The 17,661-nt window shown below is 46.3% G+C and carries 11 protein-coding genes; all 11 read right to left on the reverse strand.

Annotation, left to right across the window (positions count from 1 at the left end):
• Positions 1-2: 2 nt before the first annotated feature.
• Positions 3-1,046, reverse strand: coding sequence for a FecCD family ABC transporter permease (locus MHB46_RS09545; RefSeq protein WP_165179417.1), 1,044 nt, complete (start codon positions 1,044-1,046; stop codon positions 3-5).
• Positions 1,043-2,056 (reverse strand): FecCD family ABC transporter permease, encoded by a 1,014-nt coding sequence (locus MHB46_RS09550; RefSeq protein ID WP_165179418.1) that lies wholly within the window; start codon positions 2,054-2,056, stop codon positions 1,043-1,045. Before MHB46_RS09550 ends, MHB46_RS09545 begins: the two co-directional genes overlap by 4 nt.
• 93 nt (positions 2,057-2,149) lie before the next feature.
• A complete protein-coding gene (locus MHB46_RS09555) occupies positions 2,150-3,151 on the reverse strand; it encodes an ABC transporter substrate-binding protein (protein WP_165179419.1) in 1,002 nt (333 codons plus the stop codon).
• A gap of 281 nt (positions 3,152-3,432) precedes the next feature.
• On the reverse strand, positions 3,433-3,801 hold the full coding sequence (locus MHB46_RS09560) for an RTX toxin (protein WP_341162179.1): 369 nt from the start codon (positions 3,799-3,801) through the stop codon (positions 3,433-3,435).
• 315 nt (positions 3,802-4,116) lie between these two features.
• Positions 4,117-5,634 carry a glycoside hydrolase family 30 protein gene (locus MHB46_RS09565; protein WP_341162180.1) on the reverse strand — a complete coding sequence of 506 codons (1,518 nt, stop codon included), beginning with the start codon at positions 5,632-5,634 and terminating at the stop codon, positions 4,117-4,119.
• 175 nt (positions 5,635-5,809) lie between these two features.
• Positions 5,810-8,539 carry a glycoside hydrolase family 3 C-terminal domain-containing protein gene (locus tag MHB46_RS09570; RefSeq protein WP_341162181.1) on the reverse strand — a complete coding sequence of 910 codons (2,730 nt, stop codon included), beginning with the start codon at positions 8,537-8,539 and terminating at the stop codon, positions 5,810-5,812.
• Between the two features lie 509 nt (positions 8,540-9,048).
• Positions 9,049-10,032 carry a Gfo/Idh/MocA family protein gene (locus MHB46_RS09575; RefSeq protein ID WP_341162182.1) on the reverse strand — a complete coding sequence of 328 codons (984 nt, stop codon included), beginning with the start codon at positions 10,030-10,032 and terminating at the stop codon, positions 9,049-9,051.
• 195 nt (positions 10,033-10,227) lie between these two features.
• Positions 10,228-10,722 (reverse strand): GNAT family N-acetyltransferase, encoded by a 495-nt coding sequence (locus MHB46_RS09580; RefSeq protein ID WP_341162183.1) that lies wholly within the window; start codon positions 10,720-10,722, stop codon positions 10,228-10,230.
• 230 nt (positions 10,723-10,952) lie between these two features.
• Positions 10,953-15,920 (reverse strand): DUF4132 domain-containing protein, encoded by a 4,968-nt coding sequence (locus tag MHB46_RS09585; protein WP_341162184.1) that lies wholly within the window; start codon positions 15,918-15,920, stop codon positions 10,953-10,955.
• A 15-nt stretch (positions 15,921-15,935) separates the two neighbouring features.
• Positions 15,936-16,355, reverse strand: a complete 420-nt coding sequence (locus MHB46_RS09590; RefSeq protein WP_341162185.1) for a hypothetical protein — start codon at positions 16,353-16,355, stop codon at positions 15,936-15,938.
• A 346-nt stretch (positions 16,356-16,701) separates the two neighbouring features.
• On the reverse strand, positions 16,702-17,559 hold the full coding sequence (locus tag MHB46_RS09595) for a MetQ/NlpA family ABC transporter substrate-binding protein (RefSeq protein ID WP_061830605.1): 858 nt from the start codon (positions 17,557-17,559) through the stop codon (positions 16,702-16,704).
• Positions 17,560-17,661: the final 102 nt, after the last annotated feature.

Here is a 17,661-nt window from a genome sequence, read left to right on the forward strand (position 1 = left end):
CCTCAAAACTGATTTCGATTCTTGAACAACAGATACAGGAAAAACGGTGCTCCTACCCCGGCGGTAAATACCCCTGCCGGAACATCGAGCGGCAGAAATACCGTACGGGCAATCAGATCAGCAGCAAACACAAGCAGGGCACCGACCAGTCCCGAAACGATGAGCATGCTGCCAAACATGCGCCCTACCAGCTTCCGGGCAATATGCGGCGCAATCAGACCGACAAATCCAATCGTCCCCGCGACAGCTACAGCAGCCCCGGCCAGCAGTACACTGCACAGTAGCAGTGCTGAACGATGACGCTGTACAGTGACCCCCAGCCCAGTGGCCAGATCATCCCCGAATTCCTGTGCGTTCAGACTGCGGGCAAACCAGATCGCCACCGGAAGCACGATTACAATCACCGGGATGATTGTTCTAACATCGGTCCACGATGCGCCATACACACTCCCCGTCAGCCAGATATACGCCTGACCAGCCGTATAGAATGGACTAAGGATCAGCATGAAGGTCGTCCCGGCCCCCGTAATGGCTGACACTCCGATTCCGATCAACACCAGCCGAATCGGGCTAACTCCTTTTTTCCAGGCAAGAAGATAAATGATGATTGCGGTAATCATCGCCCCCACAATGGCAAACAACGGCAACAGCTTGATACTGATGGTTCCACCCAGCAGGGTGACAAAACCTACAGCGGCAACGGCAGCTCCTCCCGTTATCCCGATCACATCCGGTGAAGCGAGCGGATTACGGATAATCCCCTGCAAGAGGGCACCGGACATGCCTAGTGCTGCACCCACAAGCAACGATAACAGCACACGCGGCAGCCTTAGCGTCAACACGACAAAGTCATGATCGCCTGCGCCCAGACCGAAAATCGTCTGCAGCACATTCAGCGGAGATATAAAATCATTACCCACACTGGTTCCTGTAATGGATGCAATCAATATCAAAACCATACAGATTCCGATAATGAGCAGCGATTTGCGCTCCATTTGCAAGGATAACGTATCTTTTTTATTGCGAAAAGTAATCATCTTCCTCATATCTTCGTCCCCCCTTTGCGGGCAATATAGACGAAGAAGGGACCACCAATGAGCGCAGTCATAACGCCAAGCGGAACTTCCTGCGGCATGATGATCAGCCGTGCAACCACATCCGCCGCCAATAACAAAATGGCGCCGCCCAGAATACAGTAGGGAACAAGCCAGCGGTAGTCGTTGCCTACAAACGCCCGCATGATATGCGGTACGACTAATCCTACCAGACCAATCGAACCGGCCACCGCAACAGAACCACCGGCCAGCAATACTGTAACGGTTCCCATAAGTACCTTAACCAGTAGCACGTTCTGTCCCATGCCTTTGGCGATATCATCACCGGTCAAAAGCAGATTGATCGCCCGGCCCATAAACAGGGATATCACAGCGGCAACCGTCATATATGGCAGTACAGGATACAGCATGTCAAGTGTCCGACCGCTCACTGAACCTGCAAGCCAGAACAACACGTCCTGTAATCCCGTTCCATCCAGCACCAGGATTGCCTGTGTGAACGAAGCAAAAAGTGCAGAGATAGCGGTACCCGCCAGCACAATCTTGATGGGAGTCAGACCATCACGACCGATGGACCCAAGCGCGTACACAATCACTGTTGCGATGGTTGCCCCGGCAAAACCAAACCACATCATCGTACTGAGCGAGGACACCGACAGCACCACGATGGCAATAACGATAAAAAAGATGGCACCCGCATTGATCCCAAACACACTTGGTGAAGCGAGCGGATTACGAGTTAGCGCTTGCATGAGTCCTCCCGCCACCGCCAAACTTGCACCAACAACAGCGGCAATAATTGTGCGTGGCAAACGTTCCGTCAGAAGTACGACATGCTCCACTGAGCTTTCGTCATAGTGTTGTAGTGCATTCACTGCTATTTGAAATGTTATGTGTGTACGTCCCAGTATCATGCTGGCTACACAGGCGAGTAATAACAAAATGAATAAGCCGGATAGTCCATAAATTTTCGTACTTGCCTTCGTAAAAAGGGGAAACATATTCTCACTCTTTCATCCGTGAAATGCAAAAAGACCTGCCTGCCCATACGCTTCGTATACGAATGTCCTGGTACATGGCAGGTCTTGCTCCCATTAGTTCAGATTGAACTGCTTGTATAGGTCGTCCAGCATCATGTTGGCCGATGTGTATCCGCCCCCCATGTTCCAGGCCACTTCATCAACCTGTACTAGCTTATTATTCTTCACTGCATCGAGATTTTTCCAGAGCGGACTGCTGGTCCAATCCTTATAGTTTTTCTCAATAGCTTCTGTTTCCGTGCCTGAATTGAAGTTGAAGATCATATCTGCGTTCATATCCGGGATGTTCTCTTTCGAAGTCAACTCCACCCCCCAGGTGTCTTCATCATGTCCAGGCGGTCTGGTAAATCCAAGCTCTTTCAATATTTTTCCGGCGTATCCCATATAGAAAATGCGAACCTGATCGGCTCTAAAATTCGTAATAGTCGCTTCAATGGGAAGACGGTCACCCATTTTGCCTTTAAAATCCGCTACCCTTGCATCCCAATCAGCAAGCAACTTGTCCGACTGTTCCTTCATATTCATCGCTTCACCAGCCGTCTTTACCGTCTCTTTCCAGTCAAACAAAGTCTCGGTAACTACCGTTGGAGCAATCTGGGACAGTTGATCATAGATATCCTCATGTCTTGTTTTGGTGGCAATGATTAGATCCGGCTTCAACTTGTTGATCTCTTCCAGGTTCGGCTGTGATTCCTGACCTACTTGCGTCACACCATCCAGATCATCTCTCAAATATTTATATACGGGTTGCTGAACCCAGGATTCCACAACACCCGTTGGCTTAACACCAAGTGCAACAACAACATCATTGGCACCCTGGAACAAGGTTACAATCCTCTTCGGAGTTCCCTTAACTGTCGTTTCACCCATGGCATGTTTGATAACTCTGGTCTGCTCGTCCGCACCACTGCCTGCTGCATTGCTCTCATTACCACTTGCAGACTTACTTGAAGGGTCTGTTGTCCCTGTAGTTCCACCTGAGGCACAACCAGCCAGCACCGATATCATCAGAATAAGTGCTATATAAATATGTAGCTTTTTGGTCAATCCAAACATGTAGTCCAACTCCCCCTTTTCATCCTAATTGATATTAAAAATCATTATCAATTGTATTGTAATTCAGTTGAGTACATTGTTCAAGCATATTGATACTGCTGCGGAAGAACTCCCCATGCCCCTGGTTTCATGTTGAGAATCTCCTTGTACAGTAAAGGCTTGGATGAATACAATATGCTCAGTATACAAAAAGGCGTAACCCACGATAGTTGATGGGTTACACCTTTATAAGAATTCATGACCTGTCTTCAAAAGACAGCGAGCTCAGACAAACACACCGATTAAGGTGTATGCCTGCCTACATATTGATAAGTACCTTTCGGGTATGCAATCCACTCATCCTGCTGATTAAAAATGGGCGAGCCGCACGATATACCTTGTTTACGAACAAATGTCCCGCCTTGAGGAAACAATTGATCCTGCGAATGAGGTTCTCCAAGCACATCTACCACAGTTTCATGATATTTGAGTACATATGCGACCGTATTAAATTCATTTGGGTTATAGAAATGACCCTCTTGATTAAAATAGGCAACATTCGTCACATCCATGAATTCGTAAAAGGAGCTATTTATGATCAGATACGGTATTACTGGATTAACCGGATATAGCGCTATGCTGGATACGTTCATACGGTTCGTGTTTTTCATGAATTGGTGAACCTCCAGCTCATATCCTTCTATCTTATGAGAGAAGTCACATTCTCGATTGTAAAACAATTGCAGCACGATGGGACCCGTCGATACGAGAAAGGATACCCGTCCGTTCACCCGATTGGAACACATTCACCAGAAAGGCTGCCAAACGGTTCATTCTTGTTATTAGTGAAAAGATCTTATCATCCGCCTCTGAACCAATTCTGAACAATATTAAATTTTTTTCGCAGTCTGGATTTTGTAGCAAATGGAAAAAGAACGCTCAGCCAGATGGGCTAAGCGCTCTAAAACGTTGATGTACAGGCCGTGTCAGGAAGCCGTAGGATTCCATTGAAAGGTAGCCGCGGACTTGGATGGAAGGGTAGATTTGAAAACCTTATTTCCATGCCGAACCTTAAATGTCTTTGTGTTCTCTCCCGTATTGGCGGCAATCAGGACAAGCGTACCGTCGGGGTTGCGATAGGCAACCGTTTCAATACTCCCACTATAATGTGTAGAATCAATACGTACCGCACCTGGACGGACAAATTTGCTGGCGTGCCCAATCGCATAGTACTCCACATTTTTCGTAACTGCACCGCTTAACGGGTCGATGGTTACTACACCTCTACAATTGGCGCAACCCCCATTGGTCGGACCCCCGGACGGGTCAAGTGCGATATTCCAAAAGAGGACATTTTGCGACCAGTTTCGGGGTGCACCAATGATCAGCTTGGACATATCCCAGCTCAAATTATCTCCAAAGCCCGGACTCCACGCTCCCCCACTACATTCTGTCATATATACAGGCTTATCAGGAAAAGCATTATGCACATCTGTCATCGCTGTGGGCTCTCCTTTGTAGCAATGAAATGCCGTTCCGTGCGTATAGTTTCGAGCCTGTTCATCTCCTAACACGGTCTTGGCATATTCGCTCCCTGTATCCCAGTTATGGTCAAAGGCAATAATGTGAGTAGATAAATGGTTTCGATTTAGGGTGGGACCCAGATATTGTTTAATAAAATTTGCCTGTTCTGCTGCTCCCATACTCATGCTGGGATACTTGGGCGTCGTGAATTCCGGCTCATTTTGAATGGAAATCGCCTGAATCGGAATTCCCTCGTTCGCATAAGCCTGTAGATAACGAACAAAATAGTCAGCATACGCCTGGTAGACGCGCGGATCGGTATAATCCAAATACCAGCCGTTATAAATCTGCTCTCCATATTTCATCCAGGGCGGAGCTGTCCATGGGGTTCCCATAATCTTTAAATCCTGGTTTCTTCTCAGGATTTGCTTCAACACATCGATCACATCCCGATCCTTGGCGATGGAGAAATGATTCAGCTCATAGTCCTTGCCTGTTGCCACATCGTCATAGGTATAGCTACCAGGCTGTCCCTGTTCATCTACGGAATAATCTGAGGCTCCAATGGTATGGCGAATATAACTTAGTTGAATGCCACTGGCTGTAAACAAATCATTTAGCAGCTGATCACGCTGATTGGCAGACATGCCATGATTCATCAGGTATGCGGATGAACCGGACACCGCTGCGCCAAATCCCTCCATCGTCTGATAATGAATATCTGGCTTAATCTCAATCGTCAGTGTATCCGCATTCGCTGCATTTTCTTGACTGTTATCCTTATCCCAACGGATCGGGGTTTGTTGGGTTAGGCGATTCGCCGGGTCGGGTGTTGTTAGCCACATGTTGACGTTATTTTCTGCTTTCGGCCCCGGAACATTCCGTATAGCCATATTGGCCAGGACCGCACAGATCAAAATGGCTACTGCAGCTATAAGCAGCCAGATGTCAGTACGTCGTTGCTTTTGGAGTTTTTTCATCTATATCCTCCTCTCCCCATCATTATCCTGTCCCCATCCTCCCTACTATTTCAGCTTTCACTTGGGTTTCCCTTTACATACCTGTTGGACGTTTACATACCGATAGCAAAAAGAGAGCCGGTGCTTGTGCCCGTGCTCTCTTGAATATAACCATTTTAAAACAAATGTAACGGGATTACTTTTTTGCTTTTTCTGTAGAGGTTGCCGGAATCGTAACACTTTCTGTCAGTCGTAAATCCTGAGAGGAACTACCCACATAAATGGGCACTTCACCCGCTGGCATAACCCATGCTTTGGACTTTTCATCCCAATAAGAGAAAGCTTTCGGGTCGAGCTCAATGCGTACCTTCTTCTCTTGACCCGGCTTTAACTCTACCTTGGACCAGCCTGCCAGTTGACGGGATGGAGTCTCTACGTTTGTCGGAAGCTTACCGCTGTACACCTGTACAACCTCAGCTCCGGCTGTTTTGCCCGTGTTCTTCAATTTTAGCGAAACTTCGACGGAACTCGTACGATCGGATTTTTTTCCACTCGCATGCTGTTTTGTTTTCAGATCGCTATATCCGAATGTCGTATAGGATAAACCGTGTCCAAAGGAGAACGCCGGTTGAATACCCGATTTCTCGTACCCACGATAGCCTACAAAAATACCATCTGAATAGTCACCTATACCGTTCACACCCGGAAACTTCTCTGGTGAGGACACGGGTGTAGACTGCTCGTTAACCGGGAAGGTTACCGGCAACTTACCCGAAGGATTCACATCCCCGAATAAGACGCGTGCTATAGCATTCCCTTGCTCTTGTCCAGCAAACCATGCTTGTACGATGGAAGAGACTTTGTCCTGCCAGGTATCCATTTGCACGGCTCTGCCGCTCATTTGTACGACAATAGTTTTCGGATTTGCAGCCGCAACCGCACGGATTAGCCGATCCTGATTGTTCGGCAGTTCCATATCGAAACGCTCAACATATCCTTCGCTCTCATACGTACGCGTAACAACAATCGCAACATCCGATTTTTTCGCCAATTTCACAGCGTTGTCAATCAACTTATCTGACGTATCTGGCGGAGGTTCCCAGCCCAGACGAACCATACCACCGGAATCACGACCATTTGTCGGATAATCAGCGCGGTATTCAATACGTATCTTGTGCTTTTCACCCGCTTTAAGGGAGATGCTTTTCTTCGTAGTGCCCAGCTTTTCACCTTGATTGTCCACGAAAAGCTTATCGTCGAGATACAGCTTGCTTGATCCCAAACTGGTTAATGACAATGCATAGTCACCATCCTTGGGAGCTGCAATAGCCCCTGTCCAGCGTGCAGATATCAAGCCGTTCAGTGTCGTTGGTGTATTTGGAACTTTAGGGGACTTCGCATTGAAGCCCTGATAATTATAAAATCCAAGGTTCATATTGACTTGGTCATCATTGCGTACAAGAATCGGATTTCCTTCCATCTTGTTATTCTTCCAGTATTCGCCTCGAAGCCCCTGTTCGCCATCTCCATAAGTCGCATATCCAACACTGATATCCTCTTTCTGATCAGATGTAGTCAACAGTGAAGACGGAACAGCCGATGGGCCAGGCATAATGTCTCCTGCAGAGATCGGGTCTGTACCCGGTGCATATTGAACGGTAACACCTTTGCCGACACGATTGCGGATGCCCTCTAACGGACTCACGGTATACGTCGGGTTCACCAACGAACTACCTCCGCCTGCCACAGTGCCGTTATCTGCATCGGGGCCTATCACAGCAATGGACTTGAGTTTATCTTTAGACAACGGTAATGCATTGTTTTTATTTTGAAGCAGTACCATACTTTCCTCAGCCAATTGACGGGCTGTCTTGCCATGGTCACGGGCATCAATTTGATTATTTTGAGCCGGGTGATCGAATAAACCTTTGCTGAACATTTGCACCAAAATGCGCCCAGCCTTATCATCAATCGTTTTTTCACTTACCTTGCCATTCTTAACAGCCGCCAGCAGCTGATCTCCCCATTTACCATAAGGGGTCCCCGGTGTTTCCAGGTCCAATCCGCTATTTGCCGATTCGACTGTACTCAGGTTCGCACCGTAATCACTCATCACGAAGCCCTTGAATTGCAGTTCCTTCTTCAAGAGGTCCGTCAAAAGAGTTTTGTTCTCACAAGCAGACTCGCCGTTGACCTTGTTAAAGGAGCACATTGCCCCTCCCAAATCTGCCTTGGCGATGACTTCTTGGAACGGGCGTATGTAAATCTCATGCAACGCACGGTCACTGACTTTGACATTCGTCGTGAAGCGCTCTGTTTCCTGATTATTCATAAGGTAATGTTTCGCTGTCGCCAAAACAGGGTGGCTTTGTATACCTTTGACATAAGCGGTCGCCATTTGCGATTGCAGTAACGGGTCCTCACCCATAGATTCAAAGTTTCGCGATCCCCATGGAATACGGGCAATATCCATCCCCGGTCCAAGCGCAACATTATGAGTTGTATTAAAAGCCTCGTCTCCAATCAAATCACCATACTGTTTGGCAGCTTGGGTATCCCACGTTGCAGCCAACGCGATTGGAGCAGGCAACGCAGTAGATTGCTTGTCCTGCACATCTGGATTAGCGATACGCACACCCGCTGGTCCATCTGCCATCGTCAGCGCCGGAATGCCCAACCGCTCCATCGAATTATTATAGAATCCATAGTAATTGTTGACCTTGCCAGTCACCAAATCTATTTTTTCTTCCAGCGTCATTTCCTGCAGCAGCAACGCTGTCCGTTTCTCAGCCGACAGGGCCGTGTTCATCCAAGGTCGATCTGTCTGGCTTCCTGCCGCTCCTGCAATATTCATAGGTCCGATCACAACAGCCGCGATAACTGTCATCATCACCATACGGAACAACCATGTTGATTTCACTTTCACGTTTGTAATTCCTCCTTGATGTTAGATCATGAGGTGAATGCCTATTCAACTCTCACAGGCTTGCAAAGGCTCTCGATCCTGCGAGCTCCGACAAGAATCCAGAGCCACGGGATAAGCAAGCAAGTCAGCAAAAGCCGCAATGGCTCAAGTGACACGTTTACCACCCTACCGTACATTTTCGAAAATTTCATTGAAAGTTTTTGGAAGTACAACACTAGGACCTTCATTCTTTTTCATGAAAAGAGAGCGTTAACAATTCAGTTAACCGATAATAAAATTACACTTTTGTAACTATTTAATGACGGTTTTTTAACTAATTTTAATCCATAAAAATGATTCATATGTCCCACTCTTGACTTACTCATATGGCGTTACCTAGCGTGCGACCAAAGTCGCTATTTGGGAATTGGAAATAATTATGTATGAGGATTTTGCAAAATCCTGGTATAAAAAACGCCCACAAACAAAAAAATTCCAGAGAACCTGAAAGGTCCCTGGAATTAACGTGATTATTCAAACGGATACCGAAGCCCCCACTGTGAACGAATCTGATCCATCAGTTTCATAATTCCTAATGATTCATCCAAAGAAATAGTAGAACTTTCGAGCAAGCCTTCGTTCAAGCAACGCCCGACTTCTTCTGCTTCAAAGGCATAGCCTGTAGAGGATCGGTCATCCTGAAAGTTTTGTGCCTCTTCACCGTCCACAACTAAAGTAGCCGATGTGCTGTTCAGGAATGACGGAATGTGGATATAGCCCTTTGTTCCATGGATGTATGCCTCATTCGTCAATCCGAGACGGACTGCCCCGTTAAGCATAGCCGTGCGTCCTTTTCCATAATCCAGCAAGATCGAAAATGTCTCGTCAACGCCTGTCTCCCCGATATGAGCAGTGCTCCATACATGCTCAGGTTCAGGGCCGAAGACCATTGAAGCAAAAGAAACCGGATAAATTCCTGCATCTAATAGAGCACCTCCGCCCAGCTCAGGGTTCAAAAGCCGCCCCTTCGGGTTCCAATCTACTCGAAAACCAAATTCCGCCTTAACCAGCTTTACCTCGCCAATGTGTCCCGCATGTATCCACTCCCGCACTTGGCGAATCGGAGGCAAAAAACGTGTCCACATTGCTTCCATCAGGAATAGCTTACGCTCACGTGCAAAGCCGATCATTTCCTCCAATTCTTTGCTATTGACGGTGAAGGGTTTCTCACACAAGACTGCTTTGCCCGCCCGAAGAGCCATCAGAACATTTTCTTTATGAAAAGGATGAGGAGTCCCTACGTAAATAGCATCTACCTCGGGATCTTGTGCTAATTCCCCATAGCTCCCGTAAGCCCGTGATATTTGATGCTTAGCTGCAAATTCGGTAGCGCTTTCAATAGTGCGTGATCCAACAGCATACCCTTCTCCATTCGTAACATGCGCCAAATCCGCCACAAATTGATCTGAGATCCAGCCTGTGCCGACAATTCCCCATTTAATCTTTTTGCTCATACGTGTGTCCCTCCCAGCAATTTGGTTAACGTTGACTTACAACATACCCTTTTATTCTAGCAAACGCCTGCCCTAAACAAAAGAAATTCCTGCTCGGCGACAGTTTGTATTACAGCTCGGCAGGAAGGCAGCGAGGCAAACAATAAGTCAATTTTGAGCAGGAATTTCCTTCAGGATCGTCTTGATTCAGGCCATTTATCGAATGGTATATTTATAAAACTTTTTATCCACTTTCATAACTGGAAAGCCAATCGGCAATTCTCCAGGAGCTATACTAACAAAGCCGTTCTTCTCATAAAAACGATGAGCTGCTACGAATTGTGGTGTTGTTCCAAGATAGATTTCTTCAATAGACCTTTCCCTAGCCCATCCTATGGCATGATGCAATAATTGATTCGAAACATTGAATGTTTTACCTCTATAGTTTTGTTTTACAAACATCTTTCTGAGTGCTGTCTTACGGTTCCCAATATCTAACAAAGCTATAGTCCCTACTACGTTTCCTTCACTAAGAGCCACCCAGAAGTTGCCGTTACCACGCTGATAAAAGTTTTCAATATCAAGCAAATCTGGCTGATCTTCTTTGGTTATGGCGATACCATATTCATCTTTTTGAATATGTAAAATTAAATCAACAACTTGTGATTGATACTCAGTTGTGTACTCTGTTAGAAAGATACTTTTAAACATCGTTGTGTTCTCCTATGATCGTCAATTGTTATACTGTTAGGTTCCTATCAAACCACAGAACCTAAAATATTACCCATATCTCCTTATTCGTGCTCGATAAACGCTCAATATTAAATAACTCAACCTCCGCAACTAAACTAAGTTTCCACCTACACAGTCGAGGATGCGAAATCATTGTTTAGGTGCGAACGTTGAGTTAATTATGAATCTATATATATCAGAATTCTATTCTACGCTTGAAGCTGTGTAAGAATTTGCGGGTCCTTGATCTTCTGATCCTCGGCCAACAACACAACTTTGGATAGAATCTCAGCTGTTCTTGGGTCCTCGTCCAGAAACGGCAGGAAGATGCGTCCACGATGCTGCGAATGCACCGGGATAATATGCAGTGCTCCCTTCGCTTGCTTGTAGACACCCCCGCTTCCCAGATGCACAGCATATTCGCCAAGAGTCCCATCTACACGTGCATAATTCCCATCCAAGCGTACATTGCTAATTTTCAGCAAGCGAAGTGATTCCTGCACAATCACCCTACGCATTTCAATGGTCGTCAGACTGGCCTCTGGATCAACGCCACCTACATGGGCAACACTGACGACCAGATCCACGTCCCGCATAACTTCGGAGAACAGAACAGGAGGAACTTCGTTCAACGGTACGCTCTTATACGTTGTCCGATCAAAGAACTGCACTGTCTCCAGTGTAGGAGCCTCGGTATCCGCTGGTGAGAACCAGTCCGCCATGGCATACAGGTTCGCAATCAGATTCTCAGCATAGTACACCTTCTGAAGTCCGTCCTCATAGCTGACCGTCCATTGCCGTCCTTTCAACAGGGATACCGTTTTATTCGGCTGTACCTGGTGTCCTGCATATCGACGGGAAACGGTCGCATTTGCACGTTCATCAGCATTCAGCAAGTACAGCTCACGGAACACCTGCTTAAATGGCTGGCGTATCTGGCGGTCGAATAAGTCCTTCTGGAAGTCGCTCCAACGACCACTTTCGAACAAATGAAGGGGATGAGCAATAATCAGCTTGTCCTCTTCTCCTATAGTATGCTGTTCAGCAAAAGGAGCCGTCAATACCAACGTTTCCTCATTAAAATATCCGAGATGATCATCAGCCTTGAAAACCAGTGTCCGCACCAACGGAGCAAGTACAGGATTACCCAGCAATCCTCTCAATTCCTTCACCATAAAGGTCGTACCAGACTCCATAGAGCGTTCCAATTCTTTGCGAGCTCTGCGGTACTGATCCACTAGATCACCTTTAAGCTCCTTCAGCGACGTAACATACTCATCCTTCTTGAAACGAGCCGGAATGGATTTCAGCGTCTTGCCTTTGCTGACAATTTCAATATCTGCCGCTCCTTCAGTATCAATGACGAGCTGCACCGTTGTAGCCTCGTCCAAAGCATGTGGCTCAAAATAAGACCGAAGATCATCCAGCTTCCGAGCTTCCATGTCCCATACGAGACGGGTTACGTCATCGTAGCCTGCGTTACGTGCCAAATTCCCGAGCGCAATCCGTGAAACGAGTGCCTCACTGGCCTTACGCTGTGCCCCGAATTTTTTGCTTTGTTCCAGAAACCTCTGGATAAAATCATAACGTTCGCGTATATCTGGTTCAGGCGGCTGAGCAAGTGGAATCAGACTGTAGGTCAGCAAATGGTCTTTGTTTCGCTTGTCCTCCACTGATTTTTCCATTTCACTCCGTTTCAGCTTACCCAGCGTCGCATCTGCAAACAACTGGGATCGACGATGATTGGCTCCAGCCGAAATATACTTGGCACAATCGTACAGCAGGTCAAAACGTTCCTCGCCCAACGTCTCATAGGCCTCATGAAACCAGTGAATATCGAAGGCACCATCATTAAAATCTTGTGGAGCAATCGGCGAGTAATGAGCTACAATCGTTTCCTTCTCGGCCGAAAAACCTTCATTGATATGCGCATGGAAATACCATGCCGCACTGCGAAGCCCTTCCCAACCGAGATAGTCTGCTACAATCTCAATCCACTGCGGTGCATACATAGCCGCCTCCAGCAGACGTTTATCTGTAATTTTAGTGTTCTTCAGCTTTTCCTTGAGCAACGTGGCATTCTCGCCATCACTCGGATAACATGCTTTGAGCAAGTGGCTGAACGATTCTTTTTTGGTAATACGATCACCGTAGCCGTACACATAACCACGCACAAACGTTTCCTTGTCGAGACCCTCCAGAATACGGATGAAATAATCCATACCTTCAAATTGGCTCAATCCCATAACCTTTGGCGTAGCCTCGGTAGGCAAATCGCCTCGAACCAATTCAACCTCTAGCAGTCGATCAATAACCGTACGACGTATTTCCAAAAATTCATGTTTGCTAGAAATCCATGTATTGCGGGCATTGGTTAAGGAACTCATATGTCTTCTGCTTTCACTACCGGCCAACAGCTCTCGATACACTTCCCCTACACCGATCAACCCTTTTTCATATGCTTTGAAATAATCCTCCAGATCCAGCGGAGAATAAAAACGATTTTCCGCTCCTGGCAGTTCTGCGTAGTTCACAAAGGTATGGAAAAAGCGCTTAAAGGACTCACCATCATGAACCTGCCCCTTCTCCAGTGCCACCCACGGGCCAGACAATAGATGGAGCATTCCCATATCCTCTTCAGGTCTGTCCTTAGGCATGCCTTGCATTAGTGAATTTAAAGCAAGGTCAATTACGTCAAATGTTTGGTCACCGGATGTGTCCATAAAATAAGCATTAACTAATGTGCTTACCTGATCGGAATAGGTCAGTTCTGCCATCCACTTCTGTACCTCGTTAATGCGATCCAAAGGATACATTTGCTCAGCGAAATCTTTACGCCATCCTTCCAGCAGCTTGTGCTTGCTTTGTTCTGAATAGTCCATGTTAAAAGAAAAGTATCGATAATAGCGATCCAGCGTTCGGTCCATAGGCTCTAATCGGTCATAAAAAACAAGCTCCAGCAGTTCACGCGCTTCCATGCCGCTTTCCTGCAAATAACGGTCCCACTCCTCATAGAGAGGATATAAAGACAGTCTGGAATCTACTTCTTCATCGATCTGAACCAGCCGTAGAGGGCGAAGGTTCGTCCCAATAAGCAATGTATCTTTGTAGCCCGAATAATACTCCGCAGTATATTCCACATCACGATGATGATGAACAAGCTCGTCCAGTCCACTCAAGAACTGCTTGAGCTTCTCCAATGGACTAACAAAAACATCGGCCAATCGAAAATCACCCAGATCAACTTTCTCTTCCAACCAAGCTTCCTTGACATTCGGATCGTACAGTGCAAAACCATTAGCCCCTGTAAAAGCATCCTCCTGTCCCAGCTTGGACAGCAGTTGCTCCTCTTTGGCTGTAGGTTGCTGAATGATATCCGCCAAAGTCCGCAGGCTTTCATACTGTTCGGCACGATCCGGGTCTGCATATATCTTCGTCAATACTTCCAGTCCACCCAATCGTTGCAGCTCCGCCTTAGCACGCAGCAAGCGTTCCAATGAGCCAGCGAGCGGCTCTTCCGATTGTGAGAGCAGCACACCAATGACACTTTGGCGCAACGATCCCGTCTTGAGCTTTAATAAGGCTTCCATTTGTTGCATTTCTGGTTCCGACAGCGTCAGCTTACGTGCCTTGGCCACAGCGAACTCACGGATACTCATACTTTTGTCAGACAAACTGGAAAAAATAAAATCACGTTGTATCGCATCCTCAGGTTTTTGCACAAAATGGTTCAACAGTTCGCCACGCAGATTAGGGCTAATCTGTTCCTTTAAGGCTATGATTTCCCCAATCCAGGAAGCATCCATATCATAACCAGCGAGATACAGCATTTTTTGAATAGGTGCATCTGAGCGGTGATACAGATTAACAAAATCCAGCACCTTGGAGGGCTCGGTGGACTCACCCTTTTTCATATGTACAAACAGGTTATGAAGTCGTTCAAAATCTTTACGCCGCTCCTCTTTGCTCTCCAGCAAAGGAGTACGCACCACTTTAACGATCCGATCCGCGACCGTCCCGCCTTCTACCCATTCATAAAAATAATTGCTTGTATAGTTCGTCAGTATCCAATATTGAAGCTCTTGGTCCGTTTCATCCAGATATTCTCTCGCAATTCCGAGGCGCACATCCTTGTTGTCACTGTTAGACAGTACATACAGTGCTACGATCTTCTGGTAGGTTGCTCCTTGCTCCATGAGTTTTCGAACCTGTCCATACAAATCACGTTCCTCATGTACTGCCGTAGCCCACAAACTCATATAAACTTCATTAGCATTTGAGCTGATCAGCCATTCCTGGCGCAGTTCACTACGAGTCAATGCTTCATATGCCTGCTCGATCAGTTGGCGAACGACCCGCTGATTGGCGGATTCCAAGCCCATGCCCGTCCATACTGCAAGCGCCCGCACCACCGAACTGTAACGAATGAAGCCTTGGTCGATGATTACCTTCAACAGATATATTAGAGCCTCCGGGGTCCCTTCATCCATTTGTTCCACGATACTTTGGCGCAATCCCTCCTGGAGTTTGGCGGCTGCCAAGAGCTCGCCGATCATGCGATAATTCTCCTCCTGATGACTCAGGAGCATGCCTTTAATCATATTGCGCGTAAGTAACGCCGCCTGATTATCCTCATAAATAATAGCTTTTAACGCCTCAAGCACCTGTGAATTACCGTGATCCAGCTCATAAGCAATCCAGTCACCAATCGTTTCCTGAATCCGATAATCTCTGCCTGGTTCATAATCCTTTTTTGTTAAATAATCCATTACGGAGAACCCGATACAGTCCATTCGGATCAACTGCACCATTCTTTTATAAACCCGGGAAGTATGGGCCGTAATATCCGAAGTGCGAAACGGTTTGCGCGCATACCCTGTGCTGTATGGATATTCAGTCACATGCTCCGTTAGATGTGAGAATACATCGCCCGCTGTTTGTCCAATTAGAGCATGTAATACCTCTGTCAGTGGCTTAAACAGCGGTTCTCCGCTTTCTGTCGCTCGTTCTTTTAATATTCGCTGACATTCGTTAAATGGCTCCTCGTCCTCCTGTATGTAATGAAGCTTACCTAGTTCCACAACATACTGAGCCAACTCCTGTTGTGGTCCATCCAGTTGCGTTGCGCGCTCCTTCAGTGTGGTGAAATATTCTTGCTCATTGTTCTCTTGATGCATGTTTCGTTTCCCCCTCTACCATAGGCCTCCAGCCAGCATTGTGAAGCGTATAAATACAATCTCATTCCCATCCTTAAGTGACAAAGGAGCATCGAGTTCAATAGTTTCCTCGTCACATACAAAAACTCTGTATAAACCATCTTCAAATGCCTGCATCGCCGTGTTCACGGCATCCTTAATATCCGGGATACCATCATTATATATAGAACCGAATCCTACTTTGCCTATCTCGCCTTGTGCCTGAACTTCTTCTCCCGTAAGGAACGGAATCAGCGCGACACTCTCCTGCTTTTCCCGCAGCTTTTGAACATTCAGAGCAACGGTTGCAGTAATCAAATCTCGCAATGTTTCTGGAGCAGGACTCAGCTCTATTTCCTGTCGTGCGAGTGCGGGCTTGCGCTTTCCCAAACTTTTTACAGTTACAAACAGCTTCATGTCGTTCCCCTTCCTTTTTACTCACGCTTTTGGCCCGTTGTCAGCTGAATTTTTTGACCTATATAAAAACACCGTTAACGAAATCGAAAACGAATGTTTGTTCGTATTTTTATTTTAATATGTTCCTTATCATTACTCCATCGCCCTTTATGACCAAAATTCGCAGCGGTGCAACACCCTAAAACCTTAAAAAATAAGACTTTATACCCTGTTTTCGAGAATTCCTTTCCATATTAAGGATGAAAAAAAAGACCTGCACAAGGGAGACCATCTGCTCTTCACAGACTTCCTTCCATTATACAGGTCGTATTTCATCATAAAACGATGTTTCAACATACTTATTTATTTAAAATGCTGGAACAACGCTATCCTTGTAATTGTCCTCAAAAAATTTACGTACTTCCGGTCCAGTCATTCGCTTTGCCAGCTTTTGAATAGCATCGGAATCTGCATTATCCTTACGCGCTACCAGATTAATGGCAAAGTGCGTATCGTCTTTTTCGGTAATCAGCGCGTCCTTCTTCGGTGTCAGACCGAGCGGCTTGGCATATGCGGGATACATGGCAGCCATGTCCACATCATCCAGTGACCGCGCTAGCATCAACAAATCCACTTCTTTAAACACAAATTTTTTCTTATTTTCAATAATATCAGCCTGTGTAGCATTATAGCCTACGCCTTCTTTAAGCTTGATCAAACCGTTTTGCTCCATCATTACTAAAGAACGTCCAGTATTGGCCGGGTCATTGGCAATGGCAATAGTCGCACCTTCCGGCAGGTCTTTAACGTTCTTGTATTTTTTGGAGTACGCGCCATAAATGGCGTTGTAAATAGGTTTTATCGCCACCAAATCAGACTTGTTGCTTTCATTATATTGTTGCATAAAAGGAGCATGCTGAAAGAAGTTAGCATCTACTTCCCGGCTTGCCAATGCGTTGTTCGGTTGGATATTATCTGAAAGTACGACGATTTCCAGATTGACTCCGTCCTGTTTAAGCAGCGGCTTCACGATATCCAGCACATCTGTCATCGGTGGGATTAGCGTTGCTACTTTCAAGGTCACTTCTTTTTGGGAATTTGCTTCTTTAGACTGTGTTTCTGGAGCAGCCTGCTTTTGACCACCGCATCCAGCAACCAGTAGCATAACGACAGCAAATAGTGTAAGTAATTTCAAGTTCGTTTTCATGTTGTTTTTCCGACTCATTTGATGAGGAACCTCCAAGTAAATTGTGATTAGGAAGATGTAAATGAGTTACAGTGGGAGCCGCAGCCGCTTCACGTGCAGATTGTTCTTCTGATCGCTGTT

The sequence above is a fragment of the Paenibacillus sp. FSL H7-0703 genome, from assembly GCF_038003485.1.
GTDB lineage: Bacteria > Bacillota > Bacilli > Paenibacillales > Paenibacillaceae > Paenibacillus > Paenibacillus polymyxa_B.